The organism is Pseudooceanicola aquaeponti, from assembly GCF_050897975.1.
GTDB lineage: Bacteria > Pseudomonadota > Alphaproteobacteria > Rhodobacterales > Rhodobacteraceae > Pseudooceanicola.
The window spans coordinates 300,788-320,492 of sequence record NZ_JBPAXY010000002.1 but is presented as its reverse complement, the minus strand read 5'-3'; the positions used below and the strand labels follow the sequence as shown (position 1 = coordinate 320,492).

Sequence of the window (19,705 nt, the reverse complement as noted above, 5' to 3'; positions counted from 1 at the left end):
GCCCTTTGCTTACTGCCCCAGCCCGTGGGATTCCAGCCAGGCCATCGAGGCGGGGATGTCGTCGCGGTTGCGCAACTCCAGGATCAGGCGCGGCGCGGCCCCGGTGGCGGCAATGGCGCGGAACACCTCGTGCCAGCGGATCGTGCCCTCGCCGATGGACCAATGGCGGTCGGCATAGCCGCAGGCGTCTTGCAGATGCACATGGCCCAGCATCGCCCCGGCAGAGCGGATGAAGTAATCCACCGGCTGCGCCCCGGTCGAGGTGGCGGCGTAATGGGCGTGGCCGGTATCCACCGACAGTTTCAGCGCCTCCGAGCCGAAGCTGGCCGCCAGGGTCTTGCGGGCCTCGGGGTCGATATCCTCGATATTCTCCATCACCAGGGTGATCCCGGCGTCTTCGGCCTGGGTCACGGCGGCGTCGAGGCATTCGTGCACCCAGCCCGTCACCATATCCAGCCCGCCGGGGTAGGTGGAAAGGTTGTGGTGATCCCAGGTGGTGAAGGGCGAGTGGATGACCATATGGCTGCCGCCGATGGCCTCGCAGATCTCCAGCCCCTGGGCCATGCGGCGGGTGACGATGGCGCGGATCTCGGGGTCGGGCGAGGCGAAGTTCAGGCCCCAGAAGGGCCCGTGAATGCCATAGCGGCCGCCGAAGCCGTCCAGCTGGCGGCGCGTTTCGTCCACCAGAGGTTGCCAGTCGCCCGAGGCCAGCAGGCGGGGGTCGCAGAAGCTCTGGATCTCCAGGTCGCGGTCCTTTTCGAACAGCCAGTCGCGCCAGGTGGCAAGTTCGGGCACCATCAGGGCGGCGCCGATCACGGGCAGGGTCATTGCATCTCTCCTTGCGGCAGGGGGGTAGGAACGGCCTGGCCCAGGGGCAGCGAGCCGTCGCTGTAGATCGGCTGGCCCGCGCGCAGGGTGGCGCGCACATGGCCCACGCCCTGGTCGTCGGCGATCACCAGATCGGCCAGCTTGCCGGGGGCGATCTCGCCCCAGTCGGTCAGGTGCAGGGCGCGGGCCGGGGTCCGGGTGGCCAGGCGGGTGGCCTCGGCCAGGCCGCCGGGGCGCAGCGGCGCCAGGGCCAGCAGGGCGGGCAGGATGGCCGAGGGGTGGTAATCGGCGGCCAGCATGTCCAGCAGCCCCGCCGCATAGGCCGCCCGTGCCGACAGGTTGCCGGAATAGCTTTCGCCGCGCAGCGCGTTTGGCGCCCCCATGGCGGTCAGCAGGCCACGGGCCCGCGCCGCCTCGGCCGCCTCCAGCGTCACCGGAAATTCCGAGATCCGCGCGCCCAGCGACTGCATCAGCGCCACCTTCTCGATCGTGTCGTCGTCATGCGAGGCCAGGGCGATGTCCTGCGCCGCGCAGCTGGCCGAGATCGCGGCCAGGGTCGCGCCCACATCCCCCGCCGAGGCCCGCCGCGCTTCGATCTTCTCGGCGATGGCGGCCTGGGCCTCGGCCTCGGTCAGACCTTTGGTCTTCATTTGCTGCGCCGCCAGCCGCTCCAGGTCGCGGTACTGGCCCTGGCCGGGGGTGTGATCGGTCAGCGAGACCAGATCCACCGTGCCCTCGGCGATCAGCTCGTTCACCACGTCCAGCGCCTCGGGGAAGCCGATCTCGAACCGGGCATGGACCCGGTGATCGACCTTCAGCGCGCCGCGCATCGCCTTCAGCCCGCGCAGGATGCGCTTGGAATTCTCGTGCGAGCGCAGGTGCCCATAGGCCGAGCGTGGGTTGAAGGACACCGCCGCATAGCCGGTGGTGACGCCCGCCACCTTCAGCCGCCGGTCCAGGTCGCGCAGGCCCAGTTCCAGGGGCATGGGCACATTCGGGCGCGGTTCCAGCTCGCGTTCGATCATGTCGCCGTGCATGTCGATAAAGCCCGGCATCAGCAGCAGGCCGCGCCCGTCGATCGCGGCCCCGGGCACCGGGCGGTCGGTCACCTCGGCGATGCGCGCGCCCTCTAGCCGGACAGAGCCCTGCGGCAGCACGGTTTCGGGAAGGACGACGCGAAAATCACTTAGCCACATGGGCGGGCTCCTGAAGGGGCGCAGGGGGCAGCGCGGGCGGGGGTGCCGCGCGGGACCTGGCTTGGGTCTTTGAAAGAGGGGGGAGGAGGGTCAGGGGCGGTGCAGCTCGTCCTGCGGGCGGACCTCTCCCAATCGGTCTTTCGGGTCTTGATTTGGATGCCCCGGACCTACGGCGGCGGCGTCTCGTTTCCATGACGGTTTGGTAACGGAAATACGACGGCGGCGAAAGCGGACCGGACGGAGGCGTTCGGGCCGGGGGTCGCGCCCGCTGCGGCCATTCCCCGCTGTGACTGCCCGCTTTTCGGGCATAGAACGGGGGTTCCGCCCGCCTGTGCCCCGGCTTTGCCCGGTTCCGGCAACAGGGGGCTTGACCGAATCGACAAAACAAACTGGTCTGTTTGTAAATGGAGGCCCCATGACCGCCGCGACCACATCCACGACGACCCGCAGAACCCAGGATCAGCGCAGCGCCAAGACCCGGCGGATGCTGCTGGATGCGACCGTGCAGTCGCTGATGGAAGTGGGCTATGCCAACACCAGCACCGCCGGCATCGCCAAGCGGGCGGGGGTGTCGCGCGGCGCGCAGACCCATCATTACCCGGGCAAGATGGACCTGATCGTCGCCGCCACCGAAGAGATGTTCGCCAATTTCGCCCAGGGGCTGGAGGCCCTGGCCGCCGAGTTGCGCGCCGGGCGGCTAAGCTATGATCAGTTCTTCGATGCCAGCTGGGACGGGGTTTTGAACGGCGATTGGTTCTATTCCTCGCTGGAAATCATCGTTGCCGCCCGCGGTGACGAAGAGCTGCGCCGCCACCTGGCGCCGCTGATCCTGGACCTGCACGAAAAGTTCGAGGCCACCTGGTCGCGGACCTTCGTGGCGGTCGACCCCGACGTGATCTCGTCCCGCGTGGCGCTGAACCTGGCGATGAACGTTTTCCGGGGCATGGCCGTCCAGGCGGTGCTGCGCCGGGACGAAGCCTATTTCCACGAAATGCTGGCCGCACTGAAGGCGATCATCGCCATACATGTGCGTCCGGTGAAGGCCGGCTGATTCAAAAACAAACAAGCCAGTCGGTTTATAACAGGGGGTCTCCCCCAATACCAAGCGGTCAACCCGCAGCGACACTGACCCCAACAGGAGTGAACCATGAAATTCTTGACGACCCTGATGACCGCGCTTGCGGTCACCGCGACCCCGGTCCTGGCCCAGGATGATGCCTGGGAAACCCAGGGCCTGACCGACGATGCCATCACCATTGGCGTGATGGGGCCCTTCTCGGGCAATGCCTCGTCCTACAGCAAGGCGCTGATCGGGATGATGGCCTATTATGACAAGGTGAACGCCGAGGGCGGCGTGCACGGGCGCAAGCTGATCGCGGTGCAGGAAGACACCGCCTGCGACAGCGCCAAGGGCCTGGCGGCGGCGAAAAAGCTGATCTCGCAGGACGAGGTCTTCATGTTGCAGGGCAACTCTTGCTCTGGCGTGGCCGTGGCCCTGCGCCCGACCATCGAAGAGGCGGGCCTGCCCTGGATCGTCGCCCATGCGGTCAGCGATTCCATCTCTGATCCGCTGGCCCCCAACATCTTCCACGGGGTGCCCACGGGCCGCGCCAACGGCCGCGCCATGGCGCAGTTCGTCCTGTCCAAGCCCGATACGGCCAATGTTGCGATCATCGAGCATTCCAACGACTGGGCGCACAGCTATTCCAACCCGGCGCGCGAGTACCTGGAAGAGCAGGGCGTTACCCCCACCCTGGAACTGACGATGGAACGCGGCCAGACCGACGCCACCGCTCAGGTGCTGAAGCTGCGCCAGGAGAAGCCCGATTTCATCATTGCCGCGCTTTATGAGGCGGAAACCGCCATCTTCCTGCGCGACCTGAAGAAATACGGCATGGGCGACATCCCCGTCATGGGCACCGCCGGGACCGACCTGGAAAACACGCTGAAGCGCACCGGCGATTTCGACACGGTGAAGAACTACTACGTGATCCACTCTTACGTCGACAATCTGGACGGCCCGCTGATGCAGCCCTGGGGCGAGATGATCCACGCGGCCTACCCCGATGAAGAACTGTCCACCTTCTCCTTCGTGTCGATCGGTTCGGCCGAGGCACTGGTCTCGGCGCTGGAAGCGGTCGGGCCCGAACTGACCCGGTCCAAGCTGATGGCGGCCCTGGAAGAGGTGCGCGATTTCGACACCGGCATCCTGTCCGACCCGATCACCTGGACGCCCGAAGATCACCAGGGCGTCAAGGGCTCGGCCGTGGCCGGCTTCGTCGATGGCGAGCCGACGGTGCTGAAGGCCTGGGGCCAACCCTACTGATCCCCTCCCCGACTGCCGGGCGCGGCGCCGTTCGCGCCCGGCCTTTTGCTCGACCCTTCTGAAGGAGCAGACAAGATGCTGATGCAGCTGACCCTGGGGGGCCTGTCCCAGGGGATGATCTACGCGCTGATCGGGCTGTCGCTGACGGTGGTCTACCGCTCAACGACAGTGGTGAATTTCGGCCACGGAGATTTCGTCATGGCCGGGGCCTTCCTGTCCTATGTGCTGGTGGTGCTGGCCGGTGTGGCCTTCCTGCCCGCCGCCGTGCTGGCGATGGTCGCCATGTTCGTGCTGGGGGTGCTGTTCAACCGCGGCCTGATCCGGCCGGTGCGCGGTGGCCCGCATATCGGCCTGGCCCTGATGTGCATCGCCGCCGGTTACGTGCTGCGCGGCATCGCCCGCATGGTCTGGGGGCGCGAGGTGCTGCCCATGCCCGCCGTCTTCGACATGCCGCCGATCTTCCTTGGCGATCTGGTGATCACCGGCGACGCGGTCTTCATCATCGGCACGGTGCTGGTGCTGCTGCTGGTCCTCTTCGGCCTGCTGGCGATGACCGACCTCGGCAAGATGATCCAGGCGGTCTATCAAAGCCCGCGCGGCGCGCGGCTGATCGGGCTGAACGTGGACCGGTTCAACGATTTCTCCTGGGGGATCGGCGCCGCCCTGGGCGCCCTTGGCGGGATCCTGGTGGCGCCGGTGTCGCTGCTGCATCCCGACCTGGGCGCGTCCTTCCTGATCAAGGGCTTCGCTGCCATGACCCTGGGCGGCTTCGGCTCTCTGGGGGGGGCGGTGCTGGGCGGTGTCCTGCTGGGCCTGGCCGAGCAATACGCGGGCGCCTACCTTGACAGCGCCCTGATCGAGATCACCGCCTATGTGGTCATCGTCGCCGTCCTGTTCATCCGCCCGCAGGGCCTGTTTGGCCGCAAGGCCGTGGTGAAGGTGTGACGCGATGAGCCAGACGAAAATGCCCTCTGCCCGTCAACGCCGCCTGCGGACCTGGCTGTTCTGGGCCGTGCCTCTGGCCCTGCTGCTGCTGCCGCTGGCCACCAATGCCTATACCCAGTTCATCGCCAACGGCATCCTGATCTCGGTGCTGGTCACGCTGGGCTTCACCCTGACCATCGGCAACCTGGGCCAGCTGGCCTTTGCCAATACCGCCTTCTTCGGCATCGGCGCCTATGCCTCGGCCATCCTGGCGGCCAAGCTGGGCCTGCCCTGGCTGCTGACCATCCCGCTGGCGGGCGCCTTCGGCGCGCTTGGCGGCTTCCTGGCCTCTTCCGCCGCGCTGCGCGGCATCCGCAGCTATTACCTGGCGATCATCACCCTGGCCTTCGGCGAGCTGATGAGATGGGCCTATCTGCACGCCAAACCCGTCACCGGGGGCACCGACGGGATGCCCATGCCGCGCGAGACCCTGCTGGGCACCTCGCTGAGCGATGACACGCTGAAGTTCTACATCTTCCTCGCCGTCACCGTGCTGCTGGTGAAGGCCACGCTGAACCTGATGCGCTCTCGCTTCGGGCGGGCGGTGATGGCGGTGCGCGAGAACGAGGTGGCCACCGCCTCGCTGGCCATTCCCACGGCGCGGGTGATCCTGGTCACCTTCATGTGGTCGGGCTTTGTCGTGGGCTGTGCGGGGGCGCTGTTTGCCCGCCATGTGGGCCATGTCTTCCCCGAAAGCTTCGGGATGCTGCACCTGATCGCCTCCTTCGCCATGGTCCTGGTGGGCGGGCTGGGCTCTGTCCTGGGGGCCGTGCTGGGCGCGGTCCTGCTGACCGCCCTGCCGGAATACCTGCGCGCCTTCCCGGGCATGGAAGAGCTGTTCTTCGGCCTGATCGTCGCCGGGGTGCTGGTCGCCATGCCCCTGGGCCTGGCCAGCCTGCTGCGCCGTGTCTCGCCCCTTTTCGTCGAACGTTTCTACCGGGAGGCCCCATGACCCTGCTTGACGTAAAGGGCCTGTCGGTCCGCTTTTCCGGTCTGACCGCGCTGGATGACGTGTCCTTCACCCTGGAAGAGGGCAACGTGCGTGCCGTCATCGGCCCCAATGGGGCGGGCAAGTCGACCCTGTTCAACGCCATCTCGGGCTATGTCACCCCGACCTCGGGCACGGTGTTCCTGAAGGGTCAAGAGCTGACCCAGCTGACCCCCCATGAGATCGCCGAACAGGGGGTGCGCCGCACCTTCCAGAACGGCGGGCTGTTCCCGGCGCTGACCGTGTTGGAGAACGTGATGACCGGGCTGCACGCCCAGACCGAGGGGTCGTTCCTGGACATCCTTCTGGGCCGGTCGAAGGCGCTGAAATCCGAGGCCGAGAACATCCACCGCGCCCGCGATCTGCTAAAGCTGATGTCGATGGACCATATGGCCGACACCCGGGCGGGCGATCTGTCGGGCGGGCAACAGCGCATCGTCGAGATCGTGCGCACCGTCGCCTCGGATCCGCCGGTCCTGCTGCTGGACGAACCCGCCGTGGGCCTGTCGCCCGTGGCCCGCGCCCAGATGATGGAGATCATTCACCGTCTGGCGGGGGAGAAGGGGGTGGGAATCCTGCTGATCGAACATGCGGTGGAACTGGTGATGGCCGCCGCCGACCGCATCCTGGTGATGGCGGCGGGCGCCCGGATCGCCGAGGGGACGCCGCAGGAAATCCGCGAAGACCGCGCCGTGCTGGAGGCCTACCTTGGACATGCCTGAACCGCTTCTGAAAATCCGCGACCTGCACGTGGGCTATGGCAAGAAACCCATCCTGCGCGGCGCCAGCTATGACGTGCTGCCGGGCGAATGCCTGACCCTACTGGGCGCCAATGGCTCGGGCAAGTCGACCTCGCTGAACGCGATCTGCGGCTTTGTGAAACCCACCTCGGGCTCTGTGCTGTTCGATGGGGTCGAGACGGCGGGCCTGCCGCCGCACAAGATCTTTGGCCATGGCATCGCCCAGGTCAGCCAGGCGCGCGATCTGTTCCCCGACCTGACGGTCGAGGACAACCTGCGCCTGGGCGCCATGCGGCGCGGCGGCAAAGAACTGTCGCGCTCGCTGGCCCATGTCTACGAACGCTTCCCCCGGCTGGCCGAACGGCGCCGCCAAGCGACCCGCACCCTGTCGGGGGGCGAACAGCAGATGGTGGCCATCGGCCGGGCCATGATGTCCCGGCCCCGGCTGCTGCTGCTGGATGAACCCTCGGGCGGGCTGTCGCCGCAATTCTGCGAAGAGATCGCCCAGATCATCGACGCGCTGAAGACCGAGGAAGGGGTGACCATGCTGATGGTCGAACAGAACCTCAACCTCGCTTTCCGCGCCGCCGACCGCTTCATCGTCCTGCGCGACGGCGAGGTGGTGGACGGCGGCGACGTGCGCGCCATGGAAGGCGATCACGACGCCATCGTGCGCAATATCTATCTTTGAACGAAGGACCACCACATGACCACGCTGCATGACGATCTGATCGTCTTTGACGGTCTCATCATTTCCGACTGGGGCCGCCCGGTGTTCGAGGCGATGCAGGCGGGCGGGCTGACCGCAGCCAACTGCACCTGTTCGGTCTGGGAGAACTTCCGCGACACGATGCTGGCCATCGGCGACTGGAACCGCCAGTTCGCCGCCCACGGCGACCTGATCGTCAAGGCCAAGACGGTCGAGGACATCCGCGCCGCCAAGGTCGCGGGCAAGACCGCCGTCGTGCTGGGCTTTCAGAACACCACCGCCTTCGAGGACCGGCTGGAGTTCATCGAGCTGTTCAAGGAACAGGGCGTGGGCATCGTGCAGATGACCTACAACACCCAGAACCTGGTCGGCTCTGGCTGCTATGAGGGCACCGACAGCGGGCTGTCGGACTTCGGCCACGAGGTGGTGGCCGAGATGAACCGTGTCGGCATCTTGTGCGACCTCAGCCACGTCGGCCCCAAGACCTCGGAAGAGGTGATCCTGGCCTCGAAGAAACCCGTGGCCTATTCCCACTGCCTGCCCGCCGGTCTGAAACCGCATCCGCGCAACAAGTCGGACGAACAGCTGCGTTTCATCGCCGACAAGGACGGCTTTGTCGGCGTCACCATGTTCCCGCCCTTCCTGGCGGCGGGCAACAATGCCACCGTCGACGACTACGTCGCCGCCATCGACTATATCGTCAATCTGGTGGGCGAAGAACGCGTGGGCTTCGGCACCGATTTCACCATGGGCTATGGCGCGAAGTTCTTTGAATATCTGAACCGCGACAAGGGCTATGCCCGCCAGCTGACCGAGATCTGGGAGGTCGAGTTCCCCGACGGGTTGGAATCCATCGCCGATTTCCCCAACCTCACCGCCGCGATGGAACGCGCGGGCTGGTCGGAAACCAAGATCCGCCGGGTGATGGGCGAGAACTGGCTGTCGCTGCTGGATCGCGTGTGGTGAGCCAGCCTGGCCAGGCCCAGCCTGCTTGAAAACGAAACCCCCGGCAGAGCGATCCGCCGGGGGTTTTGCTGTCTCGGGGCCGGTCAGGCGCGCGGCCCGGGCCGGGGTCAGAAGTCCAGGTTCTCGACCGACAGGGCGTTCTGCTGGATGAACTCGCGGCGCGGTTCCACCACGTCGCCCATCAGTTTGGTGAACAGATCGTCGGCCTCGGCCATGTCGTCGATGGTGACGCGCAGCAGGGTCCGGGCGTCGGGGTCCAGGGTGGTTTCCCACAGCTGGTCGGGGTTCATCTCGCCCAGACCCTTGTAGCGCTGGATGGTCAGGCCCTTCTCGCCCTCGGTCAGGATGGCGCGCAGCAGTTCCAGCGGGCCATAGATGACCTGGCTGCGGTCCTTGCGGACCAGGGTGCAGGGCACGTTGTAGATCTCTTGCAGCGACGCGGTGAAGGTGCCGGTCTTGCGCGCCTCGCCCGAGCGCAGCATCGGCCCGTCCAGGGTGCGCATCTCTTCCACGCCGCGCAGGATGCGCGACAGGCGGATGCCGTGGTCCTGGGTGATGCGGCCCTGCCAGCCCTTCTCGTATTCCAGTGCGATCAGGTCCAGCCGCGCGGCGACCTTGTCGGCCACCCCTTGCAGGTTCTGGTCTACCGCGCCGGGCACGAAGGCCCCCGCGACGGCGGCCTGTTCCAGGATGTGGCGGGGATAATGGGTCGGGAAGGCGTCCAGCACGCGTTTCAGCTGGCGCGCCTCGGTCACCACGCGTTTCAGGTCCTCACCGGCCAGTTCCGAGCCATTGCCCAGGCGCAGCAGCGTGCTGTCGGTGCCCTGTTCGATCAGGTAGTCGTCCATCGCCGCCTGGTCCTTCAGATAGACCTCGGACTTGCCGCGCGACGCTTTGTACAGCGGCGGCTGCGCGATGTAGAGATAGCCGCCCTCGATCAGCTCGGGCATCTGGCGATAGAAGAAGGTCAGCAGCAGGGTGCGGATGTGCGCGCCGTCGACGTCGGCATCGGTCATGATGACGATCTTGTGGTAGCGCAGCTTGTCAATGTTGAACTCGTCCCGGCCAATGCCGGTGCCAAGCGCCATCACCAGGTTGCCGATCTCCTGGCTGCCCAGCATCCGGTCGAAGCGGGCGCGTTCCACGTTCAGGATCTTGCCGCGCAGGGGCAGCACGGCCTGGGTGCGGCGGTCGCGGCCGGTCTGGGCCGAACCCCCGGCCGAGTCCCCCTCGACCAGAAAGACTTCGGTTTCCGACGGATCCTTCGAGGAGCAATCCTTCAGCTTGCCGGCGAGGAAGTTCACGTCCATCGCCGTCTTGCGCCGGGTCAGCTCGCGCGCCTTGCGCGCGGCCTCACGGGCCAGCGCCGCCTCGACGATCTTGCCGACGATCATCTTGGCCTCGTTCGGGTTCTCTTCGAACCATTCCGACAGCTTCTCGCCCACCAGGGTCTCGACCACCGGTCGCACCTCGGACGACACCAGCTTGTCCTTGGTCTGGCTAGAGAATTTCGGATCGGGCACTTTCACCGACAGCACGCAGGTCAGGCCCTCGCGGGCGTCGTCGCCGGTAAAGTTGACCTTCTCGCGCTTGGCGATCCCGCTTTCCTGGGCGTATTTCGTCAGGGTCCGGGTCAGCGCCCCACGGAAGCCCGCAAGGTGGGTGCCGCCGTCGCGCTGCGGGATGTTGTTGGTGAAGGGCAGCACCGTCTCGTGGTAGCTGTCGTTCCACCACATCGCCACCTCGACGCCGATGCCGTCCTTCTCGCCGGTGATGAAGATCGGGTCGGTCATCATCGACTGCTTCGAGCGGTCGAGGTATTTGACGAATTCCTTCACCCCGCCTTCGTAGAACAGCTCGGTCTTCAGCGGCTCGGCGGGGCGGTGATCCTCTAGGATGATCCGCACACCAGAGTTCAGGAAGGCCAGCTCGCGCAGACGCTTTTCCAGGGTGGCGTAGTTGTATTCCAGGTTCGAGAAGGTCTGGGTGGAGCTGAGGAAGCGGACCTCGGTGCCCTTCTGGCCCTCGGCCTCGCCCACCACTTTCAGGGGCGCCACCGTTTCGGAATGCTCGAAGCGGACGTAGTGTTCCTTGCCGTCACGCCAGATGCGCAGCTCCAGCCAGTCGGACAGGGCGTTCACCACCGAGATGCCCACCCCGTGCAGACCGCCCGAGACCTTGTAGGAGTTCTGGTCGAACTTACCGCCGGCGTGCAGCTGGGTCATGATGACCTCGGCCGCCGAGACGCCTTCCTCGGGGTGGATGTTGACCGGAATGCCGCGGCCGTTGTCGCGCACCGAGACCGAGTTGTCGGCATGGATGATCACCGCCACATGGTCGGCGTGGCCCGCTAAGGCCTCGTCGATGCCGTTGTCCACGGCCTCGTAGATCATGTGGTGCAGGCCGGACCCGTCGTCGGTGTCGCCGATATACATGCCGGGCCGCTTGCGGACAGCGTCCAAGCCCTTGAGAACCTTGATGGATCCTGCGTCGTATTCCGGCTGCTGCTGCTCGGCCTCGGCCATGCGTTTTCCCTTCGAATTTCTTGTCGCCAATTTACGGGTTCACAGGGGGAATGTCACGCGAATGACACGCTTTTTTGGCCGCATCGGCGGCAGAGCGAAGGGGGTGACCGGCCTCGCCCGACACGGTCCCGCAGGGGGCGGGGCCGGAGCGCCTGGCCCCCCGCCCGGGGGGCGGCGGGGCTTGCTCGGGTTCAGGCCGACAGGGCGGCCTCTCGGGCCTGGCCCGCGGCGCAGGCGGGGCGGGCAAAGCAGCGTTCCATCCAGGCGGCCTGACGCGCCGTGGGGGTCAGCATCCCGAAGATCTGCATGAACTGCAACGTCCCCGAAACCATCAGGTCGGCCATCGAGAAATCCTCTCCGACCAGCCAGTCGCGCCCCTCCAGCCGGGCCTCGACGGCGCCAAGGGCGCGGTCGAAATTGCCCCAGGCGTAGGACTGCGGGTGCGGCGGCAGGTCGGCCATCTTCTCGACCATGGCGGGTTCCAGCGCCGAAGGGGTGTAGAACATCCAGGTCAGGAAGGCGCCCCGGTCGGGATGATCCAGCGCGGGGGCCAGCCGCCCCGGCGCATAGCGGTCCGCCAAGTACAGGGCGATGGCCGCGCTGTCGGCCATCTCCAGCGCGCCGTCGCGCAGGGCGGGCACCTTTCGCAGGGGCGAGGCCTGGGCGAAGCCCTCGGGGTGGAGGGGCGGCTCGGCGCGGAAATCGACCCGGGCCACGTCATAGGTGGCGCCCACCTCTTCCAGCGCCCAGAACATCCGCCCGGCGCGGCTTTGCGGCGCCCAGTAGAGTGTCATCATGGCCAAGTCCTCCGGTAGGGGGTGAGGGGCATCGGCGCCCCGTAGGTTCAGGTGAAGGGCAGGATCAGCCCGACGCAGATCATCAGGCAGCCCGCCACGATATTGGTCCGCTTCATCCCCCGGTCCGAGGCGATCAGCCGGCGCACCCGGTCGACGAAGGCGGCGAAGATCAGGTTGCCGGTAAAGGGCACGGCCATGGACACCAGAAGGATGGCGCCGATGTCGGGGGTGGTCACCGCGCCGATGTCGACGAAGCTGGGCAGGATGCCGAGGTAAAAGAGGATCGCCTTGGGGTTGCCCGCGATGGCCGCCAGCCCGGCCAGAAAGCCCGCCAGCCGCCCGGGGCGGGTCAACCGGCTGTCCGCCGTGATGCGCGCATCGGCTCGGCGCAGGATGCCGATGCCGATCCAGACGAACATCGCCGCCCCCAGAAGGCGCACGACCCACAGCAGGTTGCCCGCCTGCCCCTCGATCCAGCCCAGGCCCAGGATGGCCACCAGCGGCCAGATCATGTCGCCCAGGGCCACGCCCACGGCCAGGGGCCAGACCGAGCGCGCCCCGCCCGACAGGGTGCGCGCCACGATGGCCAGCCAGACCGGCCCCGGCGTCAGGAACAGCACGAACAGCGCCCCGGCATAAAGCGCCAGGTCAGAGGCCGACATCGTCATGAGGCGACCGGCAGGGTAAAGCGCCCGGTGTCGGGATCCAGGGTGATGAAGGGGTTATGCGCCACTTCCCAGACATGCCCGTCAGGATCGGCATAATAGCCCGAATAGCCGCCCCAGAAGACCTCTTCGGGCGCCTTCAGCGCCGTGGCGCCTGCCGCCAGCGCCTGGGCAAAGGCCGCATCTACCGCAGCCCTGTCAGAAAAATTCTGCGCCAGGGTCATGGCCCCGGTGCCAAGCGGCGTGTCGGGCCGCCCCTGATCCTCGGCCAGGGCAGCGCGGCCAAACAGGCCCAGGGCCTGGCCGTCCAGCTGGTAGAAGACGATCCCCGGCGTCACCTGCGCCGGCGCCCATCCCAGGGCCTCGTAGAACGTGCGGGCACGATCAAGATCCTCGACCCCCAGGGTAATAAGGGAAACCCGTTGCGGCGTCATGGCGCGCTCCTCTCCTCGGCGTGGCTGCTGCCCGCCTCCTCCGTCACTTGCAGATACTGCGCCCGATCGCCCAGACCTTCAAACAGTTCCGGGCCGGTGCCGGTCATCCAGGCCTGGGCCCCCAGGGCGCAGATCTCGTCATAAAGCGCGGCGCGCCGGTCGGCGTCCAGATGCGCCGCCACCTCGTCCAACAGCAGGATCGGCGGGGCGCCGAAATCGCGCGCCAGGCCGCGGGCATTGGCCAGGATCAGGCTGACCAGTAGCGCCTTCTGCTCGCCGGTCGAGGCATCCCGCGCCGGGATCCCCTTCACCGCCCAGAAGGCCTCCATGTCCACCCGGTGCGGCCCCAGCAGGGTGCGCCCGGCAGCCATGTCGCGGCGGCGGCTGTCCTGGAACCCGGCCAGCAGGTCGGCGGCGGATTGCGCCATCTCGCCCTCAGGGTGGCTCAGCGCCAGCTGGGGGGCGGGAAAGGCGGTCTCGGCTTCCTCGGTGGCCTCGGCCACCAGGTGCAGGGCGCGCAGCCGGTTCGAGGTGATCTCTTCGCCCGCCTCGGCCATCTGCCGTTCCAGCGCGGCGTACCAATGGGCGTCGCGCACCATGTCCTTCAACAGGCGGTTCCGCTCGCGCATGGCCTTTTCGTAGGTCAGCGAGGCATCCGCATGGGTGGGAAAGAACGATAGCACCATCCGGTCCAGGAACCGCCGCCGCCCCTCGGCCGCCTCGATCCACAGCCGGTCCATCGCGGGCACCAGCCACAGCACCCGCGCGATGCGGCCAAGCGCCAGCTGGGCGGCGGCCTTGTCGTCGATGCGCAGGCTGCGGCCCTGGCCGGGCTCCAGCTGGATCTCGATCTCATGCATCTGGTGCAGGCTGCGCAGCACCCCCGACAGCTTCCAGCCGATGGCCTCGGGACGGCGCACCATCTCCTCGGCCGCGGCCCGGCGCAGCCCCCGCCCGGGCGAGAACATCGAGACCGCTTCCAGCACATTGGTCTTGCCCGCCCCGTTCGGCCCCCAAAGGGCAACGGGCCGCCCGTCGGCGCGGATCGACCCCCGCCGCCAGGACCGGAAATGCGACAGGTCCAGCCGGGTCAGACAGAGCCGTCCCATGGGCCAAACCCCTTTCATCCGAAAGCTGAAAGTACTCTCGCCGAAGGCAATCGCGCCGGGGCGCGATCCCCAGAGGCGTTACACACGCATCGGCATCACGACGTAGACGGCAGAGGTATCATTGCCCTCGCGCATCAGCGTCGGATCGCCGGACGAGTTGAACATGAAGACGGCGTTCTCGCGGTCCACCTGGCTGGCGATCTCCAGCAGGTACTTGGCGTTGAAGCCGATCTCCAGCCGCTCGTCGGCATAGGCCACGGCCAGTTCTTCCTCGGCGGCGCCGCTGTCGGGGGCGTTGACCGACAGCACCAGCCGGTCCTCGTCCAGCGACAGCTTCACCGCGCGCGAGCGTTCCGAGCTGACGGTGGCAACCCGGTCCACGGCCTTGGCGAACTCAGAGGCGTCGACCTCCAGCCGGCGGGTGTTGCCCATGGGAATCACCCGCGAATAGTCGGGGAAGGTGCCGTCGATGACCTTCGAGGTCAGGGTGATCTGCGGCGTGGCGAAACGCACCTTGGTCTCGCTGACCGAGACGGCGATTTCCATATCGTCATCGTCCAGAAGCTTGCGCAGCTCGCCCACGGTCTTGCGCGGCACGATCACGCCGGGCATCTCCTCGGCGCCCTCGGGCAGCTTGGCGTCGATACGGGCCAGGCGGTGGCCATCGGTGGCCACGCAGCGCAGCACCCGGCCCTCTTCGCCCTCGGCCACATGCATGTAGACGCCGTTCAGATAGTACCGGGTTTCCTCGGTCGAAATGGCGAACTTCGACTTGTCGAAGAGCCGCCGCAGCGTCGGCGCGGGGGCCGAGAAATTCGAGGTGTATTCCGACGAGGCCATCACCGGGAAGTCCTCTTTCGGCAGGGTGGCCAGGTTGAAGCTCGACCGGCCCGCCTCGACCGACAGGCGGCCGGCGGTGCCGTCATCGGACAGGGTTACCATGGCCCCATCGGGCAGCTTGCGGACGATCTCGTGCAGGGTCACGGCAGACACGGTGGTGGCGCCGCCGCGTTCGACCATGGCCGGGGCCTTGTCGACCACCTCGATATCCAGGTCGGTGGCGCGGAACATCACGTCGTTGCCGTCGGCCTCGATCAGCACGTTGGCCAGGATCGGGATGGTGTTGCGCCGCTCGACGACGGATTGCGCCTGGGCGACGGCCTTCAGAAGCGCGGCACGTTCGATGCTGAATTTCATGGCCTCTTTCCCTGTCCTGGCCCGGGCACGCCCCGGGACCGATAAGCTACCCGTTTCTGCTGGCAGTACAACGGTTTTTCCTCGTTTTCAGGCTTGTGGGGAAAGAGGTCAAGTGAATGCCCGGGGATAAGGCCGAGGATAAGCCCGGGAGAAGGCATACATGCAACGTTGGCCTCGGAAAATGCCCACGCCGACAACCGGGCGAGCCTTCTGCCAACCCTGTCGCCGGGGCATCTTCGCCCCGTTGGTCCGCGCCTGCGTGGCGCTGACTGGCCTGTGGCGCCGCGTCCCCGCAGCGGTGCGACACAGGATCGAATCATCGCGGGATGGGCGGGGAGTAGACCTGAAATGTTCCTGGCTATCGTCTGCGCGCCCAGGGGTGCGTCACGACGAGCTGACGCGGAAGGGCGTAACGTGCTAACGACTTCGCCGTATCGGGAGAAGGGGACAGAGCCGTGCAGGACAGATATGCCGGGGATATCGGGGACTATGTGAAGCTGGCGTTGCTGCGTCGGTTGGCCGAGGGGCGGACATTGGGGCTTGCCTGGTATCGCTACCCCGATGAGGGGCACAACGCGGATGGCAATCACACCGCCTATCTCGACCGGCCCGAGGTCTGGCGCGCTCTGGATCCGGCCCTTTTTGACGCGCTCGGGCAGGTGGTCTCGGTCGGTCGGTCGATTGCGGCGCTGGAACGAGAGGCGATCGCGGCAGAGGCCTCGCACCGGCATCCGCTGGACACCTCCGACATTGCGAGTGCGGACCGTCCCGGCTGGCGGTCGGGCTGGTTCCAGGGGGTGCTGGGCGACATGGCGGGGCAGGAGATCGTTTTCGCCGATCCCGACAATGGCCTGGTGGATGACGACCCGAACCGGCGGCGGGTGAAGACCTTCGGCAAGAGCATTCCGCTGGAAGAAGCCCGAAGCCTGGCCGAGGGGCGTGTGGCGGTGATCTATCACCACAATACGCGCCGCAAGGGCGGGCACACCGCCGAGGTCAGCCATTGGCTGGAACAGTTCGGGTCCGGCGCCTTGGCGGTGCGGGCAAATGCCTGGTCCTGTCGGACCTTCTTCATCCTGAACCCCGACGAGGAAATTCGACAGCGCGCCGCCGCCTTCGCCCGGGACTGGCGCAACCACCGCGTCAGCCTTCAGACAGAGTGATCCGACACTTCGCGCAACGCAAAAGGGCGGCCCGAAGGCCGCCCTTTCCCTCTTCGCCTGCACGGCTTACGCGAAGCGCAGGATCGGCTTGATCGCCTCGCCGCGGGCCGAGGCGGCGAAGGCTTCGTTGATCTCCTCGAAGGGGTAGAAGGTGATCAGCTTGTCGAAGGGGAACCGCCCCTGCTGCCACAGGGCAATCATCGTCGGGATGAAGATATCGGGGTTGGCCTCGCCCTCGACCACGCCCATCAGGCGGCGGCCGCCGGACATGAAATGGGTCTCGTTCAGCGCCAGCTCGGCCTCGGGGGAGGAGGCGCCGACGATGGCGCAGGTGCCCTTGGGCGCCAGCAGCTCGACCGCCTGGCGGATCACCTTGGCATTGCCGGTGGTGTCGAAGGCATAGTTCACGCCGTAGCCGGTCAGCTTCATGATCTCTTCGCTGACATCGTCGGTCTTGGCGTTGAAGGTATGGGTCGCGCCCAGCTCCTTCGCCAGTTCCAGGCGGCTGTCGACCATGTCGACCACGATGATGGTCGTCGCCCCCTGCACCACGGCGCCCATGACACCGGCCAGGCCCACGCCGCCCGCGCCGAAGATCACGATGGACTTGCCCGGCTTGACCGCCAGGGCGTTCATCACCGTGCCCGCGCCGGTCTGGATGCCGCAGCCCAGGGGCCCCAGCTTCTCCAGCTCGACGTCCTTCGGCACCTTCACGCAGTTCGCCTCGTGGCAGACCGAATGGGTCGCGTAAGAGCTTTGGCCGAAGAACATCGAGCCGATGCGCTCGCCGTCCTTCGAGATGCCGCGGGTGCCATCGGGGCGCTGCGCCATGAAGTTCATCGGGTAGGAGTTATGGCAATAGGTGATGTCGTGTTCCATGCAGGCCGGGCAGTGGCCGCAGCTGTCGACGGTCATCACCACGTGATCGCCCGGGGCGACCTTGGTCACGGCGCGGCCCACCTTCTCGACCACCCCGGCGCCCTCATGGCCCAGGACCACGGGCAGTTCGGTGCCCATCAGGCCCTCGATCACGGCGGCATCGGTGTGGCAGACGCCGGTGGCCACCAGGCGCACCAGGATCTCGTCATCGCGGATCTCGTCCAGCTCGACCTCCTCGATACTGAGGGGGGCGTTGAACGCGCGGGCGACGGCGGCTGAAATCTTCATGGAAATTCTCCTTCTGGCAGAGGCCAGGTCCATTGGGATCACAGGGGCTTTTCCAAGTCTATACATGATGCTGCGAAGGCCGCTGTGCGGCAATGCGCGGCCGATCGGGGCAGGGGGCGCCCTGGCCAAACAAAAAGGGACGCCCGAAGGCGCCCCTGCTTTTATCCGACAGCCGGAAATACTCTGGGGGGAATTGAGCGCGGCGCGCTCAAGGGGGGCAAAGCCCCTGCGCCCCCTAGGCCTCCAGCGCGCGGCGCAGCAGTTCCAGATCGTCGGCGATCTGCGCGTCCTGCTGCATCAGTTCCTCGATGCGCTTCACCCCGTGCATGACCGTGGTGTGGTCGCGCCCGCCAAAGCGGCGGCCGATTTCGGGCAGCGAGCGCGAGGTGAGCTTCTTGCACAGATACATGGCGATCTGCCGGGGCCGGGCGAAGCTGCGCACGCGTTTGGGGCCGATCATGTCCGACAGACGGATGTTGTAATGCTCGGCCACGCGGCGCTGGATCTCTTCGATGGTGATCTTGCGTTCCGAGGCGCGCAGCACGTCCGACAGACAGTCCTGGGTCAGCTCCAGGGTGATCTCGCGCCCGACCAGAGAGGCGAAGGCGAAGAGACGCGTCAGCGCCCCTTCCAGCACCCGCACGTTGGTCGAGATGCGATGCGCCAGGAACTCCAGCACGCCATCGGCCACCTCCAGTTCGGGGTGCTTCAGGCGGAAGCTGGCGACCTTGGATTGCAGGATGCCCAGGCGCAGCTCGTAATCGGTGGGGTGCAGGTCGACCACCAGGCCAGAGGCCAGGCGCGACGAGATGCGGGGCGGCAGGTTCTTGATCTCGTTGGGGGCGCAATCGCCCGAGATGATGATCTGCTTGTTGTGATCCACCAGGGCGTTGAAGGTGTGGAAGAACTCTTCCTGGGTCGAATCCTTGCCGGCGATGAACTGCACGTCATCGACCATCAGAACGTCGACGGTGCGGAACAGCGACTTGAAATCCATCATGCGCTTGTCGCGCAGGGCCTGGACAAAGCGGTACATGAACTGTTCCGCCGACAGGTAGACCACGTTCAGATGCGGCTGGCTGGCCTTCAGCTCATGGGCGATGGCGTGCATCAGGTGGGTCTTGCCTAGGCCGACGCCCCCATAAAGGAACAGCGGGTTGAATTCGACCTCACCGCCCTGGGCGACGCGGCGGGCGGCGGCATGGGCCAGTTCGTTGGGCTTGCCGACGACGAAGCTGTCGAAGGTGTAATGGGGATCCAGTGGCGCGGGTTGCAGCATCCGGTCCTGCATCGACAGCGCCTCGGAGCTGGGGGTGCGGGGCGCAGAGCGGGTGACGCCCGGGGTCAGGGTGTCGGCGCCGACCTCGGCATGGGGGGCCGCGGCGGCCGGGCTGGCCTCGGTGGGGGCCTCTTCGCGGGCGGCGCGGGGCGTGACGGTAAAGTCGATGCGGCGCACGGCGGGGTCGATGGCGGTCAGGGCGCGCAGGATGTCATCCTCGAAATGGCGCTGCACATAGGTACCCACATAGCCCGAGGGCGCGGCCATGGTCGCCACGCCTTCGCGCAGCGACAGCAGCTCGAGCGGTGCAATCCAGTTGGTATAGTTGTGTTCGTTCACGGATGCCCGCAGCGTTTGCTTCAGCTCGCCCCAGCTCGTCGTCACCATCTTGTCCTTTTACCCCACTTGTACCTCAATCCGCGCGTCTCCGGCCGGTCCGGAGCGCGGCGGCCATGCCGTGCCTGGGGGGAAAGGGTGCCTGTCCGTTTCGTGGCCTAAACGAAACGGTTGCCGATCCAGTCGGCTGGCAATGCTGGACGCATCCCGGGCTGCAAGAGAGGACCCTTGCAGCGTCAGGCGTGCCTGGCGTTATGACCTGGACATGACCGACAATCGGGACGTCGCGGGGCAGC

General features: G+C 66.8%; 18 protein-coding genes. 8 read left to right on the top strand and 10 right to left on the bottom strand.

Annotated elements, in window-relative coordinates; genetic code table 11:
- Positions 1 to 9: 9 nt before the first annotated feature.
- Complete coding sequence (locus ACRARE_RS05145) at positions 10 to 828, bottom strand: sugar phosphate isomerase/epimerase family protein (protein WP_432655336.1); 819 nt, start codon at positions 826 to 828, stop codon at positions 10 to 12.
- Positions 825 to 2,024, bottom strand: a complete 1,200-nt coding sequence (locus tag ACRARE_RS05140; RefSeq protein ID WP_432655335.1) for an alpha-D-ribose 1-methylphosphonate 5-triphosphate diphosphatase — start codon at positions 2,022 to 2,024, stop codon at positions 825 to 827. Before ACRARE_RS05140 ends, ACRARE_RS05145 begins: the two co-directional genes overlap by 4 nt.
- 415 nt (positions 2,025 to 2,439) lie before the next feature.
- On the opposite strand from ACRARE_RS05140, the gene ACRARE_RS05135 reads away from it, so the two are divergent.
- From ACRARE_RS05135 to ACRARE_RS05105, 7 genes are all read left to right on the top strand, one after another.
- Positions 2,440 to 3,075 (top strand): TetR/AcrR family transcriptional regulator, encoded by a 636-nt coding sequence (locus ACRARE_RS05135; protein WP_432655334.1) that lies wholly within the window; start codon positions 2,440 to 2,442, stop codon positions 3,073 to 3,075.
- A gap of 96 nt (positions 3,076 to 3,171) precedes the next feature.
- Entirely contained in the window at positions 3,172 to 4,350 is a 1,179-nt protein-coding gene (locus tag ACRARE_RS05130; protein WP_432655333.1) for an ABC transporter substrate-binding protein, read from the top strand.
- Positions 4,351 to 4,425: 75 nt separating this feature from the next.
- A complete protein-coding gene (locus tag ACRARE_RS05125) occupies positions 4,426 to 5,295 on the top strand; it encodes a branched-chain amino acid ABC transporter permease (RefSeq protein WP_432655332.1) in 870 nt (289 codons plus the stop codon).
- Between the two features lie 4 nt (positions 5,296 to 5,299).
- Positions 5,300 to 6,286, top strand: a complete 987-nt coding sequence (locus ACRARE_RS05120; RefSeq protein ID WP_432655331.1) for a branched-chain amino acid ABC transporter permease — start codon at positions 5,300 to 5,302, stop codon at positions 6,284 to 6,286.
- Positions 6,283 to 7,044 (top strand): ABC transporter ATP-binding protein, encoded by a 762-nt coding sequence (locus tag ACRARE_RS05115; RefSeq protein ID WP_432655330.1) that lies wholly within the window; start codon positions 6,283 to 6,285, stop codon positions 7,042 to 7,044. Before ACRARE_RS05120 ends, ACRARE_RS05115 begins: the two co-directional genes overlap by 4 nt.
- On the top strand, positions 7,037 to 7,753 hold the full coding sequence (locus tag ACRARE_RS05110) for an ABC transporter ATP-binding protein (protein WP_432655329.1): 717 nt from the start codon (positions 7,037 to 7,039) through the stop codon (positions 7,751 to 7,753). Before ACRARE_RS05115 ends, ACRARE_RS05110 begins: the two co-directional genes overlap by 8 nt.
- Before the next feature lie 15 nt (positions 7,754 to 7,768).
- The gene (locus ACRARE_RS05105) at positions 7,769 to 8,737 is read left to right on the top strand and encodes a dipeptidase (protein ID WP_432655328.1); all 969 of its coding nucleotides are present in this window, start codon (positions 7,769 to 7,771) and stop codon (positions 8,735 to 8,737) included.
- A gap of 107 nt (positions 8,738 to 8,844) precedes the next feature.
- Here ACRARE_RS05105 and gyrB read toward each other — a convergent pair whose 3' ends face one another.
- The 6 genes from gyrB to dnaN all read right to left on the bottom strand — a co-directional run bounded on the left by gyrB (position 8,845) and on the right by dnaN (position 15,464).
- Complete coding sequence (gyrB, locus tag ACRARE_RS05100) at positions 8,845 to 11,262, bottom strand: DNA topoisomerase (ATP-hydrolyzing) subunit B (protein ID WP_432655327.1); 2,418 nt, start codon at positions 11,260 to 11,262, stop codon at positions 8,845 to 8,847.
- 191 nt (positions 11,263 to 11,453) lie between these two features.
- A complete protein-coding gene (locus tag ACRARE_RS05095; RefSeq protein ID WP_432655326.1) occupies positions 11,454 to 12,059 on the bottom strand; it encodes a glutathione S-transferase family protein in 606 nt (201 codons plus the stop codon).
- Between the two features lie 47 nt (positions 12,060 to 12,106).
- On the bottom strand, positions 12,107 to 12,727 hold the full coding sequence (locus tag ACRARE_RS05090) for a LysE family translocator (RefSeq protein ID WP_432655325.1): 621 nt from the start codon (positions 12,725 to 12,727) through the stop codon (positions 12,107 to 12,109).
- Positions 12,724 to 13,158 carry a VOC family protein gene (locus ACRARE_RS05085; RefSeq protein WP_432655324.1) on the bottom strand — a complete coding sequence of 145 codons (435 nt, stop codon included), beginning with the start codon at positions 13,156 to 13,158 and terminating at the stop codon, positions 12,724 to 12,726. Before ACRARE_RS05085 ends, ACRARE_RS05090 begins: the two co-directional genes overlap by 4 nt.
- Positions 13,155 to 14,267 (bottom strand): DNA replication/repair protein RecF, encoded by a 1,113-nt coding sequence (gene recF / locus ACRARE_RS05080; protein ID WP_432655323.1) that lies wholly within the window; start codon positions 14,265 to 14,267, stop codon positions 13,155 to 13,157. The genes ACRARE_RS05085 and recF overlap by 4 nt, the downstream gene beginning before the upstream one ends.
- Before the next feature lie 78 nt (positions 14,268 to 14,345).
- On the bottom strand, positions 14,346 to 15,464 hold the full coding sequence (gene dnaN / locus ACRARE_RS05075) for a DNA polymerase III subunit beta (RefSeq protein ID WP_432655322.1): 1,119 nt from the start codon (positions 15,462 to 15,464) through the stop codon (positions 14,346 to 14,348).
- A 455-nt stretch (positions 15,465 to 15,919) separates the two neighbouring features.
- On the opposite strand from dnaN, the gene ACRARE_RS05070 reads away from it, so the two are divergent.
- Entirely contained in the window at positions 15,920 to 16,627 is a 708-nt protein-coding gene (locus ACRARE_RS05070) for a hypothetical protein (protein WP_432655321.1), read from the top strand.
- Positions 16,628 to 16,693: 66 nt separating this feature from the next.
- Here ACRARE_RS05070 and ACRARE_RS05065 read toward each other — a convergent pair whose 3' ends face one another.
- Both ACRARE_RS05065 and dnaA read right to left on the bottom strand, forming a co-directional pair.
- Positions 16,694 to 17,794: an NAD(P)-dependent alcohol dehydrogenase gene (locus ACRARE_RS05065; RefSeq protein WP_432655320.1), complete on the bottom strand. Its 1,101-nt coding sequence runs from the start codon at positions 17,792 to 17,794 to the stop codon at positions 16,694 to 16,696.
- A gap of 235 nt (positions 17,795 to 18,029) precedes the next feature.
- Positions 18,030 to 19,460 carry a chromosomal replication initiator protein DnaA gene (dnaA, locus tag ACRARE_RS05060; protein WP_432655319.1) on the bottom strand — a complete coding sequence of 477 codons (1,431 nt, stop codon included), beginning with the start codon at positions 19,458 to 19,460 and terminating at the stop codon, positions 18,030 to 18,032.
- Positions 19,461 to 19,705: the final 245 nt, after the last annotated feature.

Coding starts and splice junctions, on each gene's coding strand:
- ACRARE_RS05095 (WP_432655326.1), bottom strand. CDS start 12,059: ATGATGACACTCTACTGGGCGCCGCAAAGCCGCGCCGGGCGGATGTTC.
- ACRARE_RS05140 (WP_432655335.1), bottom strand. CDS start 2,024: ATGTGGCTAAGTGATTTTCGCGTCGTCCTTCCCGAAACCGTGCTGCCG.
- ACRARE_RS05135 (WP_432655334.1), top strand. CDS start 2,440: ATGACCGCCGCGACCACATCCACGACGACCCGCAGAACCCAGGATCAG.
- ACRARE_RS05090 (WP_432655325.1), bottom strand. CDS start 12,727: ATGACGATGTCGGCCTCTGACCTGGCGCTTTATGCCGGGGCGCTGTTC.
- recF (WP_432655323.1), bottom strand. CDS start 14,267: ATGGGACGGCTCTGTCTGACCCGGCTGGACCTGTCGCATTTCCGGTCC.
- ACRARE_RS05130 (WP_432655333.1), top strand. CDS start 3,172: ATGAAATTCTTGACGACCCTGATGACCGCGCTTGCGGTCACCGCGACC.
- dnaA (WP_432655319.1), bottom strand. CDS start 19,460: ATGGTGACGACGAGCTGGGGCGAGCTGAAGCAAACGCTGCGGGCATCC.
- ACRARE_RS05085 (WP_432655324.1), bottom strand. CDS start 13,158: ATGACGCCGCAACGGGTTTCCCTTATTACCCTGGGGGTCGAGGATCTT.
- ACRARE_RS05110 (WP_432655329.1), top strand. CDS start 7,037: ATGCCTGAACCGCTTCTGAAAATCCGCGACCTGCACGTGGGCTATGGC.
- ACRARE_RS05125 (WP_432655332.1), top strand. CDS start 4,426: ATGCTGATGCAGCTGACCCTGGGGGGCCTGTCCCAGGGGATGATCTAC.
- dnaN (WP_432655322.1), bottom strand. CDS start 15,464: ATGAAATTCAGCATCGAACGTGCCGCGCTTCTGAAGGCCGTCGCCCAG.
- ACRARE_RS05065 (WP_432655320.1), bottom strand. CDS start 17,794: ATGAAGATTTCAGCCGCCGTCGCCCGCGCGTTCAACGCCCCCCTCAGT.
- ACRARE_RS05115 (WP_432655330.1), top strand. CDS start 6,283: ATGACCCTGCTTGACGTAAAGGGCCTGTCGGTCCGCTTTTCCGGTCTG.
- ACRARE_RS05145 (WP_432655336.1), bottom strand. CDS start 828: ATGACCCTGCCCGTGATCGGCGCCGCCCTGATGGTGCCCGAACTTGCC.
- ACRARE_RS05120 (WP_432655331.1), top strand. CDS start 5,300: ATGAGCCAGACGAAAATGCCCTCTGCCCGTCAACGCCGCCTGCGGACC.
- gyrB (WP_432655327.1), bottom strand. CDS start 11,262: ATGGCCGAGGCCGAGCAGCAGCAGCCGGAATACGACGCAGGATCCATC.
- ACRARE_RS05105 (WP_432655328.1), top strand. CDS start 7,769: ATGACCACGCTGCATGACGATCTGATCGTCTTTGACGGTCTCATCATT.